Below are 19,958 nucleotides of genomic sequence, written 5' to 3' on the forward strand. Positions count from 1 at the left end.
TCATTGGCTCTTACCTGTGAAACGTTGTCTTCAAGCCGCTGACATCAGCGGCTTTTTTTTCGCCGTTCGTTACGGTTGCTGCAACGATAACCGAGTGATCAGCGACGATCCGTTTACCTTTTCCTGACTCAGACTACAAAAAAGGCCAGCATGTTTTGCTGGTCTTTTTTTTACTTGGGATTTATACAGGCGATGTAAACGCTATCGGTCTCCGGCGCACTTCCCCGACGCTTGTACCAGCAATTTCTTATCGCCTTATCAGTAGAAGTCAGAACCATGAGTGTGCGCCGTGCGATACCTCACCACCCGATCCGTTCGACACGACCGGAACGGCTTCTGACCCTCGGCAGTTTGTTGTTGGTGATTGCCATATTGAGCATGGTCGCCTTCCTGCTGATCCGTGAACGCGCCAACGCAGAGTTGTCGGCCACTCGCGCGGCGAGCAATATCGTGCAATTGATCGACGCCGACGTCCTGCGCAACATACAACTCTACGATCTGTCGTTGTTGGGTTTGATTGCCGCCTCGCAGCGTGAAGACCTCAAATCCGTATCCCCGCTCATCCGTCACCTGGCCTTGTTCGACCGCGCCACGGCTGCGCCCTACAAAGGCGAAATTTTATTGCTCGATAACCAGGGCGACGTGATTGCCGATTCGGCCTCGGTGCAGCCCAGAAAGGGCAACTTTGCCAACCGTGAATACTTCCAGTCCCATGTGAATGATCAGACACCGCGGATGTTCATCAGCCGCCCGTTCAGGTTTGCAGAGGCAGACAATGAATGGCGTATCAGTTTCAGCCGCCGTATCAGTGGCCCCCAAGGCGAATTCCTCGGCGTGGCCGAAGCCGCCATGCGGTTGAACTACTTCGATCAGTTGTTTAACAGCTTGAACATCGGTCGCGACAGTACCATCACCCTGATCAGCAAGGACGGTATTCTCCTGGCCCTGCAACCGCGTCCGGCCGAGGAGCTGATCGGCAAGGACTTCAGCAACCGCCCCAACTTCCAGCGCATCGTCAAAGAAGGAAACGGCAGCTTCACCGGCACTTCAAGCCTCTACCAGGATGAACGCCTGTACACGTTTTCCAAGGTGGGCGACTTGCCGTTGATCGTCATCGTTGCCCTGTCCAGCGACGAAGTCTATGCGTCGTGGAAGCGCACGGCGCTGGTGGTCAGCCTGGCGACCCTCGCCCTGTGCGTCAGCCTGCTCTGGCTGACCTGGTTGTTCAGCCGGGAATTGCGCCTGCGACATAACGCCGAGCAGGAACTGGCGCTACTGGCCGCCACAGATGCGTTGACCGGCCTGGCCAACCGCCGAACGCTGGATCAGGTCCTGCGCCATGAATGGTTTCGTGCCCAACGCTCGGGCATGCCTCTGTCGCTGTTGATGATCGATGCCGACCATTTCAAGGACTTCAACGATCGCCACGGACATCAGGGTGGCGATGATGCGTTGCGGTCACTGGCAAAGGTCATCAGCACCCATGTGCGACGGCCGGCTGATCTGGTCGCTCGTTATGGTGGCGAGGAGTTTTCGGTGATTCTCGCCGAAACCGATATCAGGGGTGCGAAGCAGATAGCCGAAAACATCCGTTGCGCGGTCGAGCAGTTGCCGTTGAGGACGGATGCAGAGTCGCCGATGACTGTCAGTATCGGGATCAGCACCTGGACCACGAAAAGCGACATCAGCCTGGAGCAATTGCTGTTTGCCGCTGACAAGGCGCTGTATCAGGCCAAGGAAAGTGGGCGTAATCGGGTCGTCGCTACCGGCTGAGAAATAATGCTGTGGCGACCGGCCCCATCGCGAGCAAGCTCGCTCCCACATTTGAAATGCATTCCCCTGTGGGAGCGAGCTTGCTCGCGATGAGGCCCTTCCAGACACCGCCAATTCGGGGCATAAAAAAAGGCCACCCGAAGGCAGCCTTGAAAAACTAGAGAGGTTTTTTGCTTACACGGCCGCAACTGGGCGCATGTAAGAGATCGGTGCAGTGCTGGCGTCTTCGAAAGTCACGACTTCCCAGGCATCTGTCTGCTCAATCAACTTGCGCAGCAGCTGGTTGTTCAACGCATGTCCGGACTTGAAGCCCTTGAACTCACCAATCAGGCTATTGCCCAACAGGTAGAGGTCACCAATTGCATCGAGGATCTTGTGCTTGACGAATTCGTCTTCATAACGAAGGCCGTCTTCGTTCAGTACACCATCGGCGTCGACCACAATAGCGTTTTCAACGCTGCCGCCGAGTGCGAGGTTGTGCTTGCGCAGATACTCGATGTCACTCATGAAACCAAAGGTACGGGCGCGGCTGACTTCTTTTACGAACGAAGTGCTGGAAAAATCCACGCTTGCACTTTGTGTGCGGTCACGGAAAACCGGGTGATCGAAATCGATCTCGAAACTCACCTTGAAGCCTTCGAAAGGGACGAAAGTGGCGCGCTTGTCGCCGTCTTCCACTGTCACTTCGCGCAGGATGCGGATGAATTTCTTTGCGGCGTCCTGTTCTTCCAGGCCCGCCGACTGAATCAGGAATACGAAAGGTCCAGCGCTACCATCCATGATCGGAACTTCGGACGCGGAGAGCTCGACGTAGGCGTTATCGATGCCCAGGCCAGCCATGGCCGAGAGCAAGTGCTCCACCGTATCCACCTTGGTGTCACCACTGACCAGCGTGGTCGACATCGTGGTTTCACCAACGTTTTCCGCGCGTGCAGGAATCTGCACCACAGGGTCGAGGTCGGCACGACAAAACACAATGCCGGTATCGACAGGCGCTGGCTTGAGGGTCAGGTATACCTTCTCCCCGGAGTGCAGGCCTACACCTGTGGCACGGATAATATTTTTCAGTGTGCGTTGTTTAATCATGGCTTGGGCCGCTTCAGCGCAAATTGCGAACTGGTATCAACAAAGGCTGGCGATAATAGCAGACCACGCCTTTGCTGAACACCAATCACCTTCATAGCCCTGATACATTCCATCAATCGGCCTGACGACGCAGGAAAGCCGGAATGTCCAGGTAGTCCAGGTCGTCTTGCGGATTCATCTTCGCGGCAGCCGCAGCACCGGCCTGAGCCTGGTTGCGCATGACGGTCGGACGGTCCAGGTCACGGTAGTTTACCGCTGGCTGTTCCTGGCGTGCAGGGGCTTGTTGTTGCGGCTGGGAAGCCATGGAGGTGTGCACGGTATTATCGATAATCTTCACAGGTTTCTCGATTTTCGCGCCCAGACCTGTGGCAACCACAGTCACGTGCAGCTCGTCGCGCATGTCCGGATCGATAACGGTACCGACCTTGACCATCGCGTGCTCGGAAGCGAAGGCTTCGATGATGCTACCCACGTCGGAGTACTCACCCAGGGACAGGTCAGGACCGGCGGTGATGTTCACCAGGATGCCGCGTGCGCCTTGCAGGTTGACGTCTTCAAGCAACGGGTTGCGAATGGCCGCTTCGGTGGCCTCGCGTGCACGGTTCGGACCACTGGCGCAGCCAGTGCCCATCATCGCCATGCCCATTTCGCTCATCACGGTACGTACGTCGGCAAAGTCGACGTTGATCATGCCCGGACGCTTGATGATGTCGGAAATACCGCGAACGGCACCGGCCAGTACATCGTCAGCCTTGGCGAAAGCCGACAAGAGGCTGGCGTCTTTACCGAGGATGGTCAGCAGCTTCTCGTTGGGAATGGTGATCAACGAGTCGACGCTTTCAGACAGCAGACGGATACCTTCGTCGGCGATCTGCATGCGCTTGCGGCCTTCGAACGGGAACGGACGGGTCACCACCGCAACGGTGAGGATCCCCATTTCCTTGGCCACTTCAGCAATGATCGGCGCAGCACCGGTACCGGTACCGCCGCCCATGCCAGTGGTGATGAACACCATGTTGGTGCCCTGCAGGACTTCGGCAATGCGCTCACGGTCTTCGAGAGCGGCCTGACGACCTACTTCAGGGTTGGCGCCAGCACCGAGACCTTTGGTCACGCCGGTGCCCAATTGCAGGATGGTCCGCGCGCCGATGCTTTTCAGCGCCTGGGCATCAGTGTTGGCGCAGATGAATTCAACGCCTTCAATGTTGCTCTTGACCATGTGGTTGACGGCGTTGCCGCCGCCTCCGCCAACACCGATAACTTTAATAACCGGGCTTGCGGGGATGTTGTCTACGAGTTCGAACATTTTCCCTCTCCTTTACATTCTCTAGTTTTTTCGCCTACTGCCTGTATCTACAACGGTGCTGCGGTAAATCTTTAGAAGTTGCCCTGGACCCAGCTCTTGAAGCGATCGAGCAAGGCGACTTTCGGTTCTTCATTGCTGTAGCTGTCGCGGCTGCTGATGCCCGAGAACGAAATCCCGTCGGACTGCTTTTGCAGGCCATACATCAACAGGCCCACGCCAGTGGAGTAGATCGGGTTGCGGACCACGTCATCCAGGCCCTTGACGCCATGGGGCACGCCCAGGCGGACCGGCATGTGGAAGATCTCTTCAGCCAGTTCGACTGCGCCTTCCATCTTCGAGGTGCCACCGGTCAGCACAATGCCGGCCGGGATCAGGTCTTCGTAGCCGCTACGACGCAGTTCGGCCTGGATCAGCGTGAACAGTTCGTCGTAACGCGGCTCGACCACTTCGGCAAGGGCCTGGCGGGACAACTCCCGCGGCGGACGGTCGCCGACGCTTGGCACCTTGATGGTTTCACCGGCACCGGCCAGCTTGGCCAGGGCGCAGGCGTAGCGAATCTTGATTTCTTCGGCGTACTGGGTCGGGGTGCGCAACGCCATGGCGATGTCGTTGGTCACCTGGTCGCCCGCGATCGGAATCACCGCGGTGTGACGGATCGCGCCTTCGGTGAAGATCGCGATGTCGGTGGTGCCGCCGCCGATGTCCACCAGGCACACGCCCAGCTCTTTCTCGTCGTCGGTCAGGACCGAATAGGCCGACGCCAACTGCTCGAGAATGATGTCGTCGATTTCCAGGCCGCAGCGACGCACGCATTTTTCAATGTTCTGTGCAGCGTTGACGGCGCAGGTCACCACGTGGACCTTGGCTTCCAGGCGTACGCCGGACATGCCCAGCGGTTCACGCACGCCTTCCTGGTTATCGATCACATAATCCTGCGGCAGGGTGTGCAGCACGCGCTGGTCAGCCGGGATCGCCACGGCCTGGGCGGCGTCGAGTACACGCTCGAGGTCGGCTGAGCTGACCTCGCGATCGCGAATCGCCACGATGCCGTGGGAGTTCAGGCTGCGGATGTGATTGCCCGCTACGCCAACGAACGCCGAGTGGATCCGGCAACCGGCCATCAGCTGCGCTTCTTCGATCGCGCGCTGGATCGACTGCACGGTGGACTCGATGTTCACCACCACGCCTTTTTTCAGGCCACGGGACGGATGGGTACCGATGCCGACGATTTCCAGCGTGCCGTCGTCCGAGACCTCGCCGACCAGCGCCACCACCTTGGAGGTGCCGATATCGAGACCGACGATCATTTTGCCGCTTTGCACGTTTGCCATGGGTCCTGCCTCTCTTAATTCTTCGCGACAGCGGGTTGGGCTGTCGTAGGCGCTACCGGTTCCCGCCAGCCAACAGCGAGGCCGTTGGCGTAGCGCAGATCGATGCGCGCAATGTTCGTAATCTGTTCTTTGAGCGTCTTGTCATAGATGGCAATGAATCGGCGCATCTTTTCCACCTGGTTGCCGCGTCCCAGCAGCAGTTCGATTCCCGGACCCGCGCTGCCTGCGCCGGTGGTCAGGAACCAGCTGCCTCGATCACGCAACTCCAGCCGTGCAATCGAGAAGCCCAACGGCCTGAGCATCTGGCTCAGCACCTGGTATTGCTGCATTACTTTCTGTTGAGCCCGTTGTGGGCCGAACAGCTGTGGCAAGTGTTCGTAGTTCGCCAGTTCACGCGGGGTGAACGCCTGCCCCTGGTTGTTCAACAGCGATTCGTCGCCCCAACGGGCCACCGGCAGTTGTTCTTCCAGGCGGATCACCACTTGATCCGGCCACACCCTGCGTACTTCCGCGTGGGCAATCCATGGCATCTGCTCCAGCTCGGTGCGCATGCCCGCCAGGTCGATGGTGAAGAAGCTCGCCGCCACGAACGGGGCGATCCGCTGCTGCACCGCTTGCTGGCTGATGTAGCTCAGGTCGCCCTGCACCGCGATCTTGCTGATCGGCCGGTCGGCGTATGGCAGCAAACGTTGCGTGCCTTCGTAGGTGCCGAACCCCAGCGCTACCAGCAGCACCGGCCAGAACAGGCTTTTGATGAAAGCAAAATTGGCTTTCGGCAGGCGCGCGGACATCGGCTCTTTGGCCACCATTCGGCTGGCACCCCGCGGCACCGGCTTGCGGCCGGTCGGTGCGGGAGGCTGATGTCTGAGCTGGGCGCCTTGCATGGTCTTAACCTCGCGGCTCGTTGTGACTGGCGGCGTTACCGGCAACGCTTGCCGCCAGAATCGCCAATACCAGTTGCTGGAAATCCAGGCCGGCGGCACGGGCCGCCATCGGCACCAGACTGTGATCGGTCATGCCCGGTGCTGTATTGACTTCAAGGAACCAGAACTGGCCGTCGGCGTCCTGCATCACGTCTGCCCTGCCCCAACCGGCGATACCCAGCGCCTCACAGGCTTTGGCCGTGAGGTCCATGAGTTCTTGTTCCTTGCTGCTGTCGAGACCGCAGGGGATCCGGTACTGGGTATCGGATGCCACGTACTTGGCGTCGTAGTCGTAGAAACTGTGGGTCGTGCCCAGGGCAATCGGGGGCAACACCTGGTCACGCAGGGTGGCGATGGTGAACTCCGGACCTTGTATCCATTGCTCGACCAACACTTGCGAATCGTAGGTACTGGCCGCTTTCCACGCGTCGATCAATTCAGACGCGCCAGTCACTTTGGCCATGCCGATACTTGAACCTTCATGGGCCGGTTTGACGATCAAAGGGAAGCCCAGTTCCGTCGCTGCCGAAATACAATCGGCCTCGCAGCTCAGCACTGCATGGCGTGGCGTCGGAATGCCCAGGCTGTGCCAGACCTGTTTGGTGCGCAGCTTGTCCATCGCCAGCGCCGAGGCCAGGATGCCGCTGCCCGTGTATGGGATGCCCAGGCATTCGAGCAGGCCCTGCATGCTGCCGTCTTCACCGCCACGACCGTGGAGGATGATGAAGGCGCGGTCGATCTTTTCGTTCATCAGGCGCTGCAGCAAATCATCGCCGACGTCGAGACCGAACGCGTCTACACCGGCGCTGAGCAGCGCGTCGAGCACCGCGTTACCCGACTTCAGGGACACTTCACGCTCGGCACTCTTGCCGCCGAACAGCACGGCGACCCGGCCGAAGTCTTTCGGCGCGACAGTGGAGACGAGGTTGGCGTAAGCAGCAGTCATTTCAACTTCCCCACGCTCGGCGCGGCAACGGCACCAGCGAACAACGGACTCTTCAACAACTTCGGTGCGAGACCGCCGATATCGCCGGCGCCCTGGCACAGCAGAATGTCGCCGGCACGCAGCAGCGGCTTGACCAGCGGCGCCAGATCGACGCCACGCTCGATGTAGATCGGGTCGAGCTGACCGCGCTGGCGGATGCTGTTGCACAGCTTGCGGCTGTCAGCCCCGGGGATCGGCTCTTCGCCGGCGGGATAGACTTCCATCAGCAGCAGGACGTTGGCATCGGCCAGTACATTGACGAAATCGTCGTACAGGTCGCGGGTACGGCTGTAGCGGTGCGGCTGGTAAACCATCACCAGGCGACGCTCCGGCCAGCCACCGCGCACGGCCTTGATCACCGCGGCCACTTCGGTCGGGTGGTGTCCGTAGTCGTCGACCAGCATCACGTTGCCGCCTTCCACCGGCAGTTCGCCATAGACCTGGAAGCGGCGACCGACGCCCTGGAACCCCGACAGGCCCTGGACGATGGCTTCGTCGCTGACGCCCTCGTCAGTGGCGATGCAGATGGTGGCCAGTGAGTTGAGCACGTTGTGGTTGCCCGGCATGTTCACCGAGACATCCAGCGGTTCACGGTCCGGGCGCAGCACGGTGAAGAAGGTCTGCATGCCTTGCTGGCGCACATTGATCGCGCGCACGTCGGCGTCGTCGTCAAAGCCATAAGTGACGGTCGGACGCTTGACCAATGGCAGGATTTCGCGCACCACCGGATCGTCCAGGCACACTACCGCCAGACCGTAGAACGGCAGGTTGTGCAGGAATTCGACGAAGGTTTTCTTCAGCTTGTTGAAGTCACCGTCGTAGGTCGCCATGTGATCGGCGTCGATGTTGGTGACCACGGCCACCAGCGGCTGCAAGTGCAGGAAACTGGCGTCGCTTTCATCGGCTTCGGCGATCAGGTAGCGGCTGGTGCCGAGCTGGGCATTGGTGCCCGCTGCATTCAGACGACCACCGATCACGAACGTCGGGTCCAGGCCACCGGCGGCGAACACCGAAGCGATCAGGCTGGTGGTGGTGGTTTTACCGTGGGTACCGGCGACGGCGATGCCGTGGCGATAACGCATCAGTTCGGCGAGCATTTCTGCCCGCGGCACCACCGGAATCCGGCGTTCCAGGGCGGTGGCGACTTCCGGGTTGGAGGTGTTCACGGCACTGGAGGTGACCAGTACATCGGCGGTCGCGGCGTTCTCGGCACGGTGGCCGATAAAGATCTGGGCGCCAAAGGACTCGAGACGCTCGGTCACCGGCGAGGCCTTCAGGTCGGAACCGGACACTTGATAACCCAGGTTCAGCAGCACTTCGGCAATACCGCACATGCCCACGCCGCCGATACCGACGAAATGGATGCGACGGATGCGGCGCATTTCCGGATGTGGCATGGCTTTCTGATTCTCAACCATGGGCCACCTCCAGGCAGGTATCGACCACGTTTCGGGTGGCATCGGGTTTGGCCAGGCGGCGGGCGGCGGTTGCCATGTCGGCGAGTCGTTGTGGTTGCATCAGGACCTCTGTCAGGCGTGCGGCAAGATCCGCTGCGCCAGTCGTTCTTTGTGGCATCAGGAAGGCAGCGCCTTCACGGGCCAAATAATCGGCGTTGCGGGTCTGGTGATCGTCGATCGCATGGGGCAATGGCACCAGCATCGAGGGCAGACCGGCGGCAGCCAGTTCACTGATGGTCAGCGCGCCTGCGCGGCACACCACCAGGTCGGCCCAGCCATAGGCTTGGGCCATGTCTTTGATGAAGGCCTGCACTTGCGCCTCGACGCCAGCCGCGCGATAGCGCTCTGCGGTCACTTCATCGTGGTTTTTGCCGGCTTGATGAAACACGTCCGGACGCAGGTCGGGGGCGACTTGCGACAGGGCTTCAGGCAGCAATTTGTTCAACGGTTCTGCGCCCAGGCTTCCGCCCAGGATCAGCAAACGCGCCTTGCGACCTGCCAGGGCGGGTCGCGGTGTATCGAGGAACAGTTCGGTGCGCACCGGGTTACCGGTGGTCCGACGGCTGCCCGACAGGGTAAAGGTGTCGGGGAACGCTTCACAGACCCGGGCGGCCAACGGCACCAGCAACCGATTGGCGGTACCCGCCACGGCGTTCTGCTCGTGAACGATTACCGGCACGCCGGCCAGTTTGGCTGCGACACCGCCAGGGCCGGTCACAAATCCACCAAAGCCGACCACACACACCGGCCGCAGCTGGCGAATGATCGCCCGTGCCTGCCAAATGGACTTGAGCACCATGAACGGCGCCTGAAGCAGGGACAGCTTGCCCTTGCCCCGCACACCGCTGGCGTTGATCCGGTGCAGTTCGATACCGGCCAGCGGCACCAACTCATTCTCGATGCCGCGCGGGGTCCCGAGCCAATGTACGGTGTAACCCCGGGCCTGGAACTCGCGGGCACAGGCCAGCGCCGGGAACACGTGGCCACCGGTGCCGCCCGCCATGATCAAGACGTTAGCGCCCATGGGTCGGCTCCTCGGCGAAGTCGCTCTCCTGGAACTCCATCTCTTCACTGCCCAGGTGGGTTCGACTCTCCCACTCGATGCGCAGCAACAAGCCCAGACAGGCACAGCAGATCACCAGCGAACTACCGCCATAACTGAGGAACGGCAGGGTGAGGCCCTTGGTCGGCAGCAGGCCGACGTTCACCCCGATGTTGATCAGGAACTGACCGATCCACAGGAACGACAGGCCGTAGGCCACATACGCCGCGAAATACTGCTTGGCTTTTTCGGCCCACAAACCGATGTACATGCCACGCACGCACACGAACACGAACAGGCCGACAGTGCACAGGGAACCCACCATGCCGAGCTCTTCGGCCAGGACCGAGAACACGAAGTCAGTGTGAGCTTCCGGCAGGTAGAACTGCTTCTGCACGCTATTGCCCAGGCCGACGCCCAGCCACTCGCCACGACCGAAGGCGATCAACGCCTGGGTCAACTGGTAGCCGGAACCGAACTGGTCGGCCCAGGGGTCGGTAAAGGTAATCAGACGCGCCATCCGGTAGGGTTGCGCCTGCACCAGGACGGTCACCGCCCCGACGGCCAGCGCCACCATCAAGGTGAAGCGGAACAACCCGACCCCGCCGAGGAACAGCATCGCGGCCGCAGCGCCCATCATGACCACGGTGGCACCGAAGTCCGGCTCCATCAGCAGCAGCCCGGCCATCGGCAGCAGCACGATGAAGGGCTTGAAGAACCCCATCCAGCTTTCGCGCACTTCTTTCTGGCGACGCACGAGGTAACCGGCGAGGTAAATGACGACGAATACCTTGGCGATTTCCGATGGCTGAACGTTGAAGAAACTGAAACCGATCCAGCGCATGGACCCGTTTACCTCACGGCCGATCCCCGGGATGATCACCATCACCAGCAACCCGAAGGCGCCAAGCAGCATCAACCAGCCGAGACGTTGCCAGGTGGCGATCGGAATCATCATGGTGACGACGCACGCCCCCAGGCCGAGCACCAGGTAAATCAGGTGGCGGATCATGTGGTACAGGGTGTTGCCCGATTGCACCGCGGCCACTTCCGACGATGCGGAAGTGATCATGACCAGCCCCAGGCCGAGCAGCGCCAGGCAACCGGCTAGCATGGGAAAGTCGAGGTCGATACCGCGCCCGGTGATGATCGGCGATGGATACGGCTTGATGATGTTTCTCAGGCTCATGCCAGATCCTCCACGGCGCGGACGAACTGGTGACCACGGTCTTCATAGTTCTTGAACATGTCGAAACTGGCGCAGGCCGGCGACAACAGCACCGCGTCGCCCTGTTCTGCAATGGCGCGGCATTGTTCCACGGCTTCGACTAGCGAACCCACGCGAATCAGCGGCACGGCATCGCCAATGGCTTCCGCGATCTTGTCGGCGTCACGGCCGAGCAAAATGACCGCGCGGCAGTTGACCGCAACCGGATCCCGCAGGTCCTTGAACTCGGCACCCTTGCCGTCGCCACCGGCGATCAGCACGAGTTTGCCGTCTATGTCCGCTCCCAGGCCTTCGATGGCGGCCAGTGCGGCGCCGACGTTGGTGGCTTTGGAATCGTTGTAGTAGCTCACGCCGTCCAGGTCGCGGACCCATTGGCAGCGATGCTCAAGCCCGGCAAAGGTGCGCAGGCTCGCGAGCATGGCCTCGAACGGCAGGCCGACGGCATGGCCCAGCGCCAATGCCGCCAGGGCGTTGGACTGGTTATGCGCGCCGCGGATTTTCAACTCGCGCACCGGCATCAGGTTCTGGAACTCGAAGGCCAAGTACTTCTCGCCATCTTCTTCGCGAATACCGAACGCCTTGAAATCGGGCTTGCTCAAGCCGAAGGTCCAGCATGGCTGGCCCTCGCCTATCAACGGACGGCTCAGGGCATCCTGACGGTTGACCACGAACTGCCTGGCACCACGGAAAATCCGGTGCTTGGCCAGGTGATAGGCCGGCAGACCGCTGTAGCGGTCCATGTGGTCTTCGCTGACATTGAGCACGGTCGCCACTTCAGCGCCGAGGTGGTCAGTGGTTTCCAGCTGGAAGCTCGACAGCTCCATCACGTACAGCTCGACATCGTCGCTGAGCAAGTCCAGCGCCGGCGTGCCGAGGTTGCCCCCGACAGCGACACGCTTGCCCGCCGCTGCGGCCATCTCGCCGACCAGGGTGGTGACGGTGCTTTTCGCGTTGGAACCGCTGATGGCGACAATCGGCGCCTTCGCGTTACGCGCGAACAACTCGATATCGCCGGACAATTTCACGCCACGGGCGGCGGCAGCCTGCAGGGCCGGGGTCGCCAGCGCCAGGCCGGGGCTCACGTAGAGCTCGTCGGCGCGGCACAGGAATTCGACGTCCAGCTCGCCACAACGCACTTCCACGTGCGGATAGTCACGCTTGAGCGTGGCCAGTTCCGGTGGATTTTCCCGCGTATCGGCGACGGCAAACGACGTGCCCCGGTTCGCCAGGAAGCGAACCAGGGACATGCCGCTCTTGCCGAGGCCGACAACGATGCGGAAGTGGTCAGAAGCGATCAGAGACACTCGTTCTACCTCAGCTTCAGGGTGGCAAGGCCGACCAGTACCAGAATCACGGTGATGATCCAGAAACGGACGATCACACGCGGCTCGGGCCAGCCCTTGAGTTCAAAGTGGTGGTGAATCGGTGCCATGCGGAACACACGGCGACCGGTCAGCTTGAAGGATGCAACCTGGATGACGACCGACAGGGTCTCCATCACGAACACGCCGCCCATGATGAACAGGACGATTTCCTGACGGACGATCACCGCGATAGTGCCCAGGGCCGCGCCCAGCGCCAGCGCGCCCACGTCGCCCATGAACACCTGGGCCGGATAGGTGTTGAACCAGAGGAAGCCCAGGCCCGCGCCGATCAGCGCACCGCAGAATACGATCAACTCGCCGGCGCCCGGCACATAAGGAATCAGCAGGTATTCGGCGAACTTCACGTTACCCGAGAGGTAGCAGAAGATCCCCAGCCCGCCGCCAACCATCACGGTCGGCATGATCGCCAGGCCGTCGAGGCCATCGGTCAGGTTCACCGCGTTGCTCGAACCGACGATCACGAAATAGGTCAGGACGATGAAGCCTGCGCCCAGCGCAATGCTGTGATCCTTGAGCATCGGCAGGATCAGGGTGGTTTCCACCGGCGTCGTGGCGGTCATGAACAGGAAGATCGCCGCCCCAAGGCCGAACACCGATTGCCAGAAGTATTTCCAGCGACTCGGCAGGCCACGGGAGTTCTTCTCGATCACCTTGCGATAGTCGTCGACCCAGCCAATGGCGCCGAACAGCAAGGTCACCAGCAGCACGGTCCAGACATAACGGTTGCTCAGGTCAGCCCAAAGCAAGGTGCTGACGCCAATGGACGACAGAATCAGCGCGCCGCCCATGGTCGGGGTGCCGGATTTGGACAGGTGCGATTGTGGACCGTCGTTACGAACGGATTGACCGATCTGACGGCTCTGCAAAGTACGGATCATCCACGGGCCATAGCACAGCGACAAAACCAACGCGGTCAGCACACCGAGGATCCCGCGCAGGGTCAGGTACTGGAAGACCGCGAAGCCTTTGTAGAACTGTTGCATATACTCCGCCAGCAGCAGCAGCATTAATGTTTCTCCAGACGGGTCCCGCACAAAGCGGCGACGATGTTTTCCATCGCCGCGCTGCGCGAGCCTTTGATCAAAATGGTGGTGTTTGTGTCTTGCTCGGCCTCGAGGGCCTTGATCAGCTCAGCCTGTGTGCTGAAGTGCCAGGCCTGCTCACCGAAGGCGTTCACGGCGTGAGCCATCAATGGCCCGACAGCGTAAAGCGCGCAAACCTTGCCACGGGCGTATTCGCCCACATCGCGGTGCCCCTGCTCCGCCCACTCGCCCAACTCGCCGATATCCCCGAGCACCAGGACGGTGCGGCCGGAAAAGCCGGCCAGTATATCAACGGCGGCACACATGGAGGTGGGATTCGCGTTGTACGTGTCATCGATCACGCGCATGCCATTGCTGGCCAGTTGCGCGACCGTGCGACCCTTGACCGGTTGCACTGCGCCAAGGCCGGCAACGATACCGGGCAGCGCTACGCCCAACGCATGGGCTGCCGCTGCGGCGGCCAGGGCATTGGCGACGTTGTGGGTGCCGAGCAGGTTCAGCTGAACCCGCTCCTCACCGTCAGGACTGTGCAGGATGAAGGCCGGGCAACCGCGCGCATCGCGATCCAGATCGCTGGCGTAGAAGTCGGCGCTGACATTGCTCAGGGCGAACGTCAGCACCTGGCGACCGGCGGCGCGGGCCTTCCAGATGGCGAACGCCTTGTCGTCGAGATTGAGCACGGCGACGCCATCGGCCTCCAGCCCTTCTATGATCTCGCCCTTGGCCTCGACGATTTTTTCCGGCCCGCCGAACTCGCCGACGTGGGCCGTCCCGGCATTGTTGAGCACGGCCACATGGGGCTTGGTCATGGCAACGGTGTAGGCAATTTCACCAAGCCGCGAAGCGCCGAGCTCGATCACTGCAGCGGTGTGTTCCGGCGCGAGTTCGAGCAGGGTCAGCGGTACGCCGAGGTCATTGTTCAGATTACCGCGGGTTGCCAGAACCGAACCGCGCGTGCGCAGGATGCTGGCAAGCATTTCCTTGACCGTGGTCTTGCCGCTGGAACCGGTGATGGCCGCCACGGGATGGGTGAATGCGGCACGGTTCATCGCGCCCAATTGCCCCAGAGCCTGGCGCGCGTCCTTGACCAGCAGTTGCGGCAGCGCGCAGTCGGCGACTTCACGCTCGACCAACGCACCGGCCGCACCCAGGCGGGCCACCTCGTTCAAATAGTCATGGCCATCGAAGCGCGGACCGGTCAGGGCAATGAACAGCTGGCCGGGCTTGATCGCGCGACTGTCGATACTGACACCGTCGAACGTGGCATCGGCCACCCGCAGCTGGCCGTTCAGCGCGTCGGTCAGTTCGCTCAGTTTCAAGGCTTTAAGCATGGGCCACCTCCCACGCGGTCAAGGCACGATCGGCCTCGACCAGATCGGAGAATGCATGGCGCTCGCCGTTGATTTCCTGATAGTCCTCATGGCCTTTGCCGGCCAGGACAATCACATCATCCGCCGAAGCGCCGGCGATCAACTGGGCGATCGCCTGGCCACGGCCAGCGACGAACGTGACTTTATCCACAGCCGTGAAGCCGGTGCGGATGTCATCGAAAATCACCGCAGGGTTTTCGGTACGCGGGTTGTCGTCGGTCACCAGTACACCGTCGGCCAGGCGCTCGACCACTTCGGCCATCAGCGCACGCTTGCCGCGATCGCGATCACCGCCGCAACCGAACAGGCACAGCAACCGGCCTTTGGCGTGTGGACGCAGGGCCGTCAAGACTTTTTCCAGCGCGTCCGGCGTGTGGGCGTAGTCGACCACCACCAAAGGCTGGGAACCCCCGCCGAGCCGCTGCATGCGACCGGCCGGGCCTTCGAGTTTAGGCAACACCTTGAGGATTTCGTCCAGGGCATAGTCCAGACCGAGCAAGGCACCAATGGCGGCGAGTACGTTGCTAAGGTTGAAGCGACCGAGCAAGGTACTGCGCAAGTGATGTTGGCCCTGCGGTGTTACCAGGGTGGCGCGCACGCCTTCATCGTCGAATTGCGCTTCACGGCAAAAGAGGTAGGCGCTGGAGTCTTCCAGGCTGTAGGTGATGAGCCGCGACTCGAGTTTTTCGCGAGCCAGACGTCGACCGAAATCGTCATCGAGGTTAACCACCCGGCATTTAAGATCGTTCCAGGCAAACAGCTTGGCCTTGGCTTCACCGTAGGCCTGCATGGTGCCGTGGTAATCCAGATGATCGCGGGACAGGTTGGTCATCACGGCCACATCGAACGCCAACGCCGTCACGCGGCCCTGATCAAGACCGTGGGAAGACACTTCCATTGCCACGGCTTTGGCACCGGCCTTTTTCAGGTCGGCAAGGGTCGCTTGCATGGCGATCGGGTTCGGGGTGGTGTGCAGGCCGCTCTGCAGCGCGCCATGGAAACCGGTGCCCAGGGTGCCAACGATGCCGCAATGCTGACCCAGCAAATCCAATGCTTGCGCGACCAGTTGCGTCACGCTGGTTTTACCATTGGTACCGGTGACGCCAATCAGATTCAGATGACGGCTCGGATCACCGTAAAAACGCCCGGCGATGTCCGACAACTGCGCTGCCAGGCCCTTGACCGGAATCAGTGGCACGTCTGTGATCGGCAGCACTGTTGCGCCTTCGACTTCATAAGCCACGGCTGCGGCACCGCGCTGCAAGGCGTCGGCAATGTGCGCTCGACCATCGAACTTGCCACCAGGCACGGCGAGAAACAGATCGCCTGCCCGCACGTTACGGCTGTCCAGGGTCAGTTCGCGAATCAACAGATCGCGACCGGCGTGGGCAAAAATCTTATTCAGGCTCAGGGACATCAGCCGCGCCCTCCATTGGCTTTCAGCGGAACGACCGGTGTCGCGTTCACTTGTTGTACAGGTGGCAGGTTGTCCGGGGTAATGTTCATCAGGCGCAGGGTCCCGGACATCACTTTGCTGAACACCGGGGCCGATACCAGGCCGCCGTAGTAGCCGGCCTTGGTCGGCTCATCGATCACCACGACGATCGCGTAGCGCGGATCGCTCATCGGACCGAAGCCGGCAAACAGCGAGCGGTAGGAGTTCACGGCATAGCCTTTGGTGCCGACCGACGTTTTACGCGCGGTACCCGACTTGCCGCCTACGTGATAGGCCGGCACCTGCGCACGGAATACACCACGTGGGGCTTCGATCACTTGCTGCAGCATGGTCTGCATGGTTTTCGCGACCGCTTCGGGCAGCACTTCGGTGGATTGCGGCGCCTTGTCGGTCTTGATCAGCGTCAGTGGTGCGAGGCGACCGTTGTTGGCCAGGGCCGAGAAGGCGTGGACCAACTGGATCGCGGTCACGGAAATACCGTAGCCGTAGGACAACGTGGCGGTTTCAGCCTTGCGCCATTCGCGATAGTTCGGCAGGTTGCCGACACGCTCGCCCGGGAAACCCAGACCGGTGTCCTGGCCAAGGCCGACCTTCTGTGCCAGACGGAAAATGGTTTCGCCGCCGATGTCGAACGCGACCTTGCTCATGCCGACGTTACTGGAGTTGATCAGAATCCCGGTCAGGTCGAGCACCGGACCTTCGGATTTGGAAACGTCGCGAATGGTGTACTTGCCCAGCTGCAGCGTGCCCGGGTAAACCTCGACGGTATCGCTTGGCTTCCAGCGACCGGTTTCGATGGCGGCGCTCATGGAAATCGCTTTCATGGTCGAGCCCGGCTCGAACACATCGATCATTGCGCGGTTACGCATCATCGCCGGTTGCAGGTTGCGCCGGTTATTCGGGTTGTAGGTCGGCTGGTTGACCATGGCGAGGATCTCGCCGGTCTTGACATCCATGATCACCAGGCTGCCAGCCTTGGCGCCATTCTCGATGATCGCGTTGCGCAGTTCACGGTTGGCCAGATATTGCAGGCGCAGATCAATGGACAACGCCAAGGGCTTTCCGGCCTTGGCGTTTTTGGTCACCTGAACATCCTTGATCAGTCGGCCGCGCCGGTCCTTGATGACCTGTCGCTTACCCGGCACCCCGGCCAGCCATTCGTCATAGGCCAGCTCGACCCCTTCGCGACCGTGGTCGTCGATGTCGGTAAATCCGACCATGTGCGCGGTGACTTCACCGGCCGGGTAGAACCGCCGGAACTCTTCGATGCCATAAACCCCCGGCACTTTCAGATCGAGCACGGACTGGCCTTGTTCGGGGGTGAGCCCGCGCACCAGGTAAATGAATTCTTTATTGGCCTGGGCTTCGAGACGTTCGGCCAAGGCCTTGGGATCCTGCCCCAGCGCCGCGGCCAGTGCTGGCCACTTCTCTTTGGCCAGCTGCATTTCCTTGGCATTGGCCCACAGGGTGGTCACCGGCGTACTGACGGCCAAAGGCTCGCCATTGCGGTCGGTAATCAGACCACGGTGAGCCGGAATCGGGATATGTCGAACACTGCGCGCATCGCCCTGGCCTTTGAGGAAGGCACGATCGACGACCTGCAGGTCGATGATGCGCCAGGCAATGGCCGCGACCATGATGCCGAGCAGGCCCAGCACCAGGCGGAAACGCCAAGGGAAGAGTGCGCCTTCGAGTTTCATCATGGCGCCACCATCTGCACTTCAGCGGCGCCGGGAATGCGCATCTTCAGTTGCTCGGTCGCCAGGACTTCGATACGGCTATGGGCGGTCCAGGTGCTCTGTTCGAGAATCAGCCGGCCCCATTCCGCCTGCGCCTTGTCGCGCACGCTCAACTCGTTGTACAGCGAGTTCAACAGCTGACGGTTCCAGTGGGCGCTGTAGGACACGCCGACGGCAGACACCAGCACACCGATAAACAGCAGCAGCATGAAAAAGCTTCCGCCGGGAAGTGGCTTGGCGAAGAGCCTGCTCACCGCAACTTCTCCGCGACACGCATGATGGCGCTACGGGAACGTGGGTTGGCTTTGAGTTCGGCCTCGGAGGCGGACTGCGCTTTGCCGTGGACCTTGATTTTCGGTTCGAAGGCGACGTGACGTACCGGCAGGTTGCGCGGCAGGTTGTCGGCTTCGCCTTTTACCAGTTTGCGCATGAACAGTTTGACGATGCGGTCTTCCAGTGAATGGAAGCTGATGACCACCAGACGACCGCCGACCTCCAGGCATTCCAGGGCGGCTTCGAGGCCGGCCTCCAGATCGCCCAGTTCATTGTTGACGTGGATGCGCAGGCCCTGGAACGCACGGGTCGCCGGGTTCTTGCCCTTTTCCCATGCAGGGTTGGCGACTTTCAGGACTTCAGCCAGGTCGGAAGTGCGCAAGAACGGCTTGATGTCGCGACGCTCGGCCACGGCCCGGGCCATGCGACCGGAGAAACGCTCTTCGCCATATTCCTTGAACACCCGGGCAATTTCTTCCACCGGTGCGGTGTTGACGAATTCGGCGGCGCTGATCCCGCGAGACGGGTCCATGCGCATGTCCAGCGGGCCATCGTTGAGGAAACTGAAGCCGCGCTCAGGGTCGTCGAGTTGCGGCGAAGACACGCCCAGATCGAGCAGGACGCCGCTGACCTTGCCCGCCAGGCCGCGTTCGGCGACTTCCGAACCGAGCTCGGCGAAGCTGCGCTGTACAATGACAAAGCGGCCGTCTTCGGCCGCTAGCGTTTGCCCGGTGGCAATCGCTTGAGGATCTTTATCGAACCCGAGTACCCGACCATCGGGACCGAGCTGGCTGAGGATCAACCGGCTGTGCCCGCCGCGCCCGAACGTGCCGTCCAGATAGCAGCCATCAGGTCGTACGGCAAGAGCCTCGACGGCTTCGTCAAGCAGTACGGTGATGTGGTTAAAGCCGCTATCAATAGTCACAGGATCAAATCACGCAGTTCATCAGGCATCGCGCCCGGTTGTTGAATAGCAGCCAGGTCAGCGGCAGAAACCGCATCCCAGGCATCCTCGTCCCATAATTGGAACTTGTTCAGTTGGCCTACCAACATCGCGCGCTTATCCAACCTGGCATATTCACGAAGACGCGGCGGAACCAGAAAACGACCACTGCCATCGAGCTCGAGGTCGACGGCATTACCAATCAGTAAACGTTGCAGGCGGCGGTTCTCTTCGCGAAGCGAAGGCAGTGCGCGCAGTTTGGTTTCAATAATTTCCCACTCGTCGAGGGGATAAACACACAGACATGGATCAACGGCATCGATGGTGACGATCAACTGCCCGGAACTGCGCGAAACCAGCTCGTCACGGTACCGACTCGGCATAGCGAGACGGCCCTTTGCATCGAGACTGATTGCATTAGCTCCGCGAAACACGACAGCGTTTCTCCAAATTCTAGCGGTTTTAGCTCAAAAAACCCACTTCACGCCACTTTCCGCCACTTGCGCACACTATAGGAATGCGGCTGCCGCACCGTCAAGGCGCACTTCAAAGGAAAACCCTTACAGAACTTGGATTTAGGAGCATAAAGGAAGGGGTACCGGGGATCCGGCAGGTAAA

The 19,958-nt window shown here is 61.0% G+C and carries 17 protein-coding genes; 1 reads left to right on the forward strand and 16 read right to left on the reverse strand.

Annotation, left to right across the window (positions count from 1 at the left end; genetic code table 11):
- Positions 1 to 276 precede the first annotated feature (276 nt).
- Positions 277 to 1,773, forward strand: a complete 1,497-nt coding sequence (locus tag J2W17_RS21430) for a sensor domain-containing diguanylate cyclase (RefSeq protein WP_307338906.1) — start codon at positions 277 to 279, stop codon at positions 1,771 to 1,773.
- Positions 1,774 to 1,947: 174 nt separating this feature from the next.
- On the opposite strand, the gene lpxC is transcribed toward J2W17_RS21430, so the two are convergent.
- From lpxC to mraZ, 16 genes are all read right to left on the reverse strand, one after another.
- Positions 1,948 to 2,859, reverse strand: a complete 912-nt coding sequence (gene lpxC, locus J2W17_RS21435; RefSeq protein WP_064675983.1) for a UDP-3-O-acyl-N-acetylglucosamine deacetylase — start codon at positions 2,857 to 2,859, stop codon at positions 1,948 to 1,950.
- A 112-nt stretch (positions 2,860 to 2,971) separates the two neighbouring features.
- Positions 2,972 to 4,165 (reverse strand): cell division protein FtsZ, encoded by a 1,194-nt coding sequence (gene ftsZ, locus J2W17_RS21440; RefSeq protein ID WP_307338913.1) that lies wholly within the window; start codon positions 4,163 to 4,165, stop codon positions 2,972 to 2,974.
- Positions 4,166 to 4,236: 71 nt separating this feature from the next.
- Positions 4,237 to 5,496: a cell division protein FtsA gene (gene ftsA / locus J2W17_RS21445; RefSeq protein WP_033061341.1), complete on the reverse strand. Its 1,260-nt coding sequence runs from the start codon at positions 5,494 to 5,496 to the stop codon at positions 4,237 to 4,239.
- A gap of 14 nt (positions 5,497 to 5,510) precedes the next feature.
- Positions 5,511 to 6,380 carry a cell division protein FtsQ/DivIB gene (locus tag J2W17_RS21450; protein WP_307338917.1) on the reverse strand — a complete coding sequence of 290 codons (870 nt, stop codon included), beginning with the start codon at positions 6,378 to 6,380 and terminating at the stop codon, positions 5,511 to 5,513.
- A 4-nt stretch (positions 6,381 to 6,384) separates the two neighbouring features.
- Entirely contained in the window at positions 6,385 to 7,365 is a 981-nt protein-coding gene (locus J2W17_RS21455) for a D-alanine--D-alanine ligase (protein WP_307338920.1), read from the reverse strand.
- Positions 7,362 to 8,822 (reverse strand): UDP-N-acetylmuramate--L-alanine ligase, encoded by a 1,461-nt coding sequence (gene murC / locus J2W17_RS21460; protein ID WP_064675979.1) that lies wholly within the window; start codon positions 8,820 to 8,822, stop codon positions 7,362 to 7,364. Before murC ends, J2W17_RS21455 begins: the two co-directional genes overlap by 4 nt.
- Positions 8,815 to 9,885 (reverse strand): undecaprenyldiphospho-muramoylpentapeptide beta-N-acetylglucosaminyltransferase, encoded by a 1,071-nt coding sequence (gene murG, locus J2W17_RS21465; protein WP_307338925.1) that lies wholly within the window; start codon positions 9,883 to 9,885, stop codon positions 8,815 to 8,817. Before murG ends, murC begins: the two co-directional genes overlap by 8 nt.
- Positions 9,875 to 11,092: a putative lipid II flippase FtsW gene (ftsW, locus tag J2W17_RS21470; RefSeq protein WP_150797360.1), complete on the reverse strand. Its 1,218-nt coding sequence runs from the start codon at positions 11,090 to 11,092 to the stop codon at positions 9,875 to 9,877. Before ftsW ends, murG begins: the two co-directional genes overlap by 11 nt.
- Complete coding sequence (murD, locus tag J2W17_RS21475; protein WP_307338929.1) at positions 11,089 to 12,435, reverse strand: UDP-N-acetylmuramoyl-L-alanine--D-glutamate ligase; 1,347 nt, start codon at positions 12,433 to 12,435, stop codon at positions 11,089 to 11,091. Before murD ends, ftsW begins: the two co-directional genes overlap by 4 nt.
- Before the next feature lie 5 nt (positions 12,436 to 12,440).
- Positions 12,441 to 13,523: a phospho-N-acetylmuramoyl-pentapeptide-transferase gene (mraY, locus tag J2W17_RS21480; RefSeq protein WP_307338932.1), complete on the reverse strand. Its 1,083-nt coding sequence runs from the start codon at positions 13,521 to 13,523 to the stop codon at positions 12,441 to 12,443.
- On the reverse strand, positions 13,523 to 14,890 hold the full coding sequence (locus tag J2W17_RS21485; RefSeq protein WP_307338937.1) for a UDP-N-acetylmuramoyl-tripeptide--D-alanyl-D-alanine ligase: 1,368 nt from the start codon (positions 14,888 to 14,890) through the stop codon (positions 13,523 to 13,525). Before J2W17_RS21485 ends, mraY begins: the two co-directional genes overlap by 1 nt.
- A complete protein-coding gene (locus J2W17_RS21490) occupies positions 14,883 to 16,346 on the reverse strand; it encodes a UDP-N-acetylmuramoyl-L-alanyl-D-glutamate--2,6-diaminopimelate ligase (protein WP_307338940.1) in 1,464 nt (487 codons plus the stop codon). The genes J2W17_RS21485 and J2W17_RS21490 overlap by 8 nt, the downstream gene beginning before the upstream one ends.
- Complete coding sequence (locus J2W17_RS21495; RefSeq protein ID WP_307339287.1) at positions 16,346 to 18,085, reverse strand: peptidoglycan D,D-transpeptidase FtsI family protein; 1,740 nt, start codon at positions 18,083 to 18,085, stop codon at positions 16,346 to 16,348. Before J2W17_RS21495 ends, J2W17_RS21490 begins: the two co-directional genes overlap by 1 nt.
- Positions 18,085 to 18,378: a cell division protein FtsL gene (gene ftsL / locus J2W17_RS21500; protein ID WP_307338943.1), complete on the reverse strand. Its 294-nt coding sequence runs from the start codon at positions 18,376 to 18,378 to the stop codon at positions 18,085 to 18,087. Before ftsL ends, J2W17_RS21495 begins: the two co-directional genes overlap by 1 nt.
- Entirely contained in the window at positions 18,375 to 19,322 is a 948-nt protein-coding gene (gene rsmH / locus J2W17_RS21505) for a 16S rRNA (cytosine(1402)-N(4))-methyltransferase RsmH (protein WP_373460012.1), read from the reverse strand. The genes ftsL and rsmH overlap by 4 nt, the downstream gene beginning before the upstream one ends.
- A complete protein-coding gene (gene mraZ, locus J2W17_RS21510) occupies positions 19,319 to 19,774 on the reverse strand; it encodes a division/cell wall cluster transcriptional repressor MraZ (RefSeq protein ID WP_008025967.1) in 456 nt (151 codons plus the stop codon). Before mraZ ends, rsmH begins: the two co-directional genes overlap by 4 nt.
- Positions 19,775 to 19,958: the final 184 nt, after the last annotated feature.

This window comes from Pseudomonas lini (genome assembly GCF_030812475.1).
Taxonomy (GTDB): domain Bacteria; phylum Pseudomonadota; class Gammaproteobacteria; order Pseudomonadales; family Pseudomonadaceae; genus Aquipseudomonas; species Aquipseudomonas lini_A.

Bases quoted from the DNA above. Each gene is read 5' to 3' on its own strand.
- lpxC (WP_064675983.1), bottom strand. From the start codon at position 2,859: ATGATTAAACAACGCACACTGAAAAATATTATCCGTGCCACAGGTGTA.
- J2W17_RS21455 (WP_307338920.1), bottom strand. From the start codon at position 7,365: ATGACTGCTGCTTACGCCAACCTCGTCTCCACTGTCGCGCCGAAAGAC.
- J2W17_RS21490 (WP_307338940.1), bottom strand. From the start codon at position 16,346: ATGTCCCTGAGCCTGAATAAGATTTTTGCCCACGCCGGTCGCGATCTG.
- murC (WP_064675979.1), bottom strand. From the start codon at position 8,822: ATGGTTGAGAATCAGAAAGCCATGCCACATCCGGAAATGCGCCGCATC.
- J2W17_RS21450 (WP_307338917.1), bottom strand. From the start codon at position 6,380: ATGCAAGGCGCCCAGCTCAGACATCAGCCTCCCGCACCGACCGGCCGC.
- ftsZ (WP_307338913.1), bottom strand. From the start codon at position 4,165: ATGTTCGAACTCGTAGACAACATCCCCGCAAGCCCGGTTATTAAAGTT.
- J2W17_RS21495 (WP_307339287.1), bottom strand. From the start codon at position 18,085: ATGAAACTCGAAGGCGCACTCTTCCCTTGGCGTTTCCGCCTGGTGCTG.
- J2W17_RS21485 (WP_307338937.1), bottom strand. From the start codon at position 14,890: ATGCTTAAAGCCTTGAAACTGAGCGAACTGACCGACGCGCTGAACGGC.
- ftsA (WP_033061341.1), bottom strand. From the start codon at position 5,496: ATGGCAAACGTGCAAAGCGGCAAAATGATCGTCGGTCTCGATATCGGC.
- J2W17_RS21430 (WP_307338906.1), top strand. From the start codon at position 277: ATGAGTGTGCGCCGTGCGATACCTCACCACCCGATCCGTTCGACACGA.
- murG (WP_307338925.1), bottom strand. From the start codon at position 9,885: ATGGGCGCTAACGTCTTGATCATGGCGGGCGGCACCGGTGGCCACGTG.
- ftsW (WP_150797360.1), bottom strand. From the start codon at position 11,092: ATGAGCCTGAGAAACATCATCAAGCCGTATCCATCGCCGATCATCACC.
- mraY (WP_307338932.1), bottom strand. From the start codon at position 13,523: ATGCTGCTGCTGCTGGCGGAGTATATGCAACAGTTCTACAAAGGCTTC.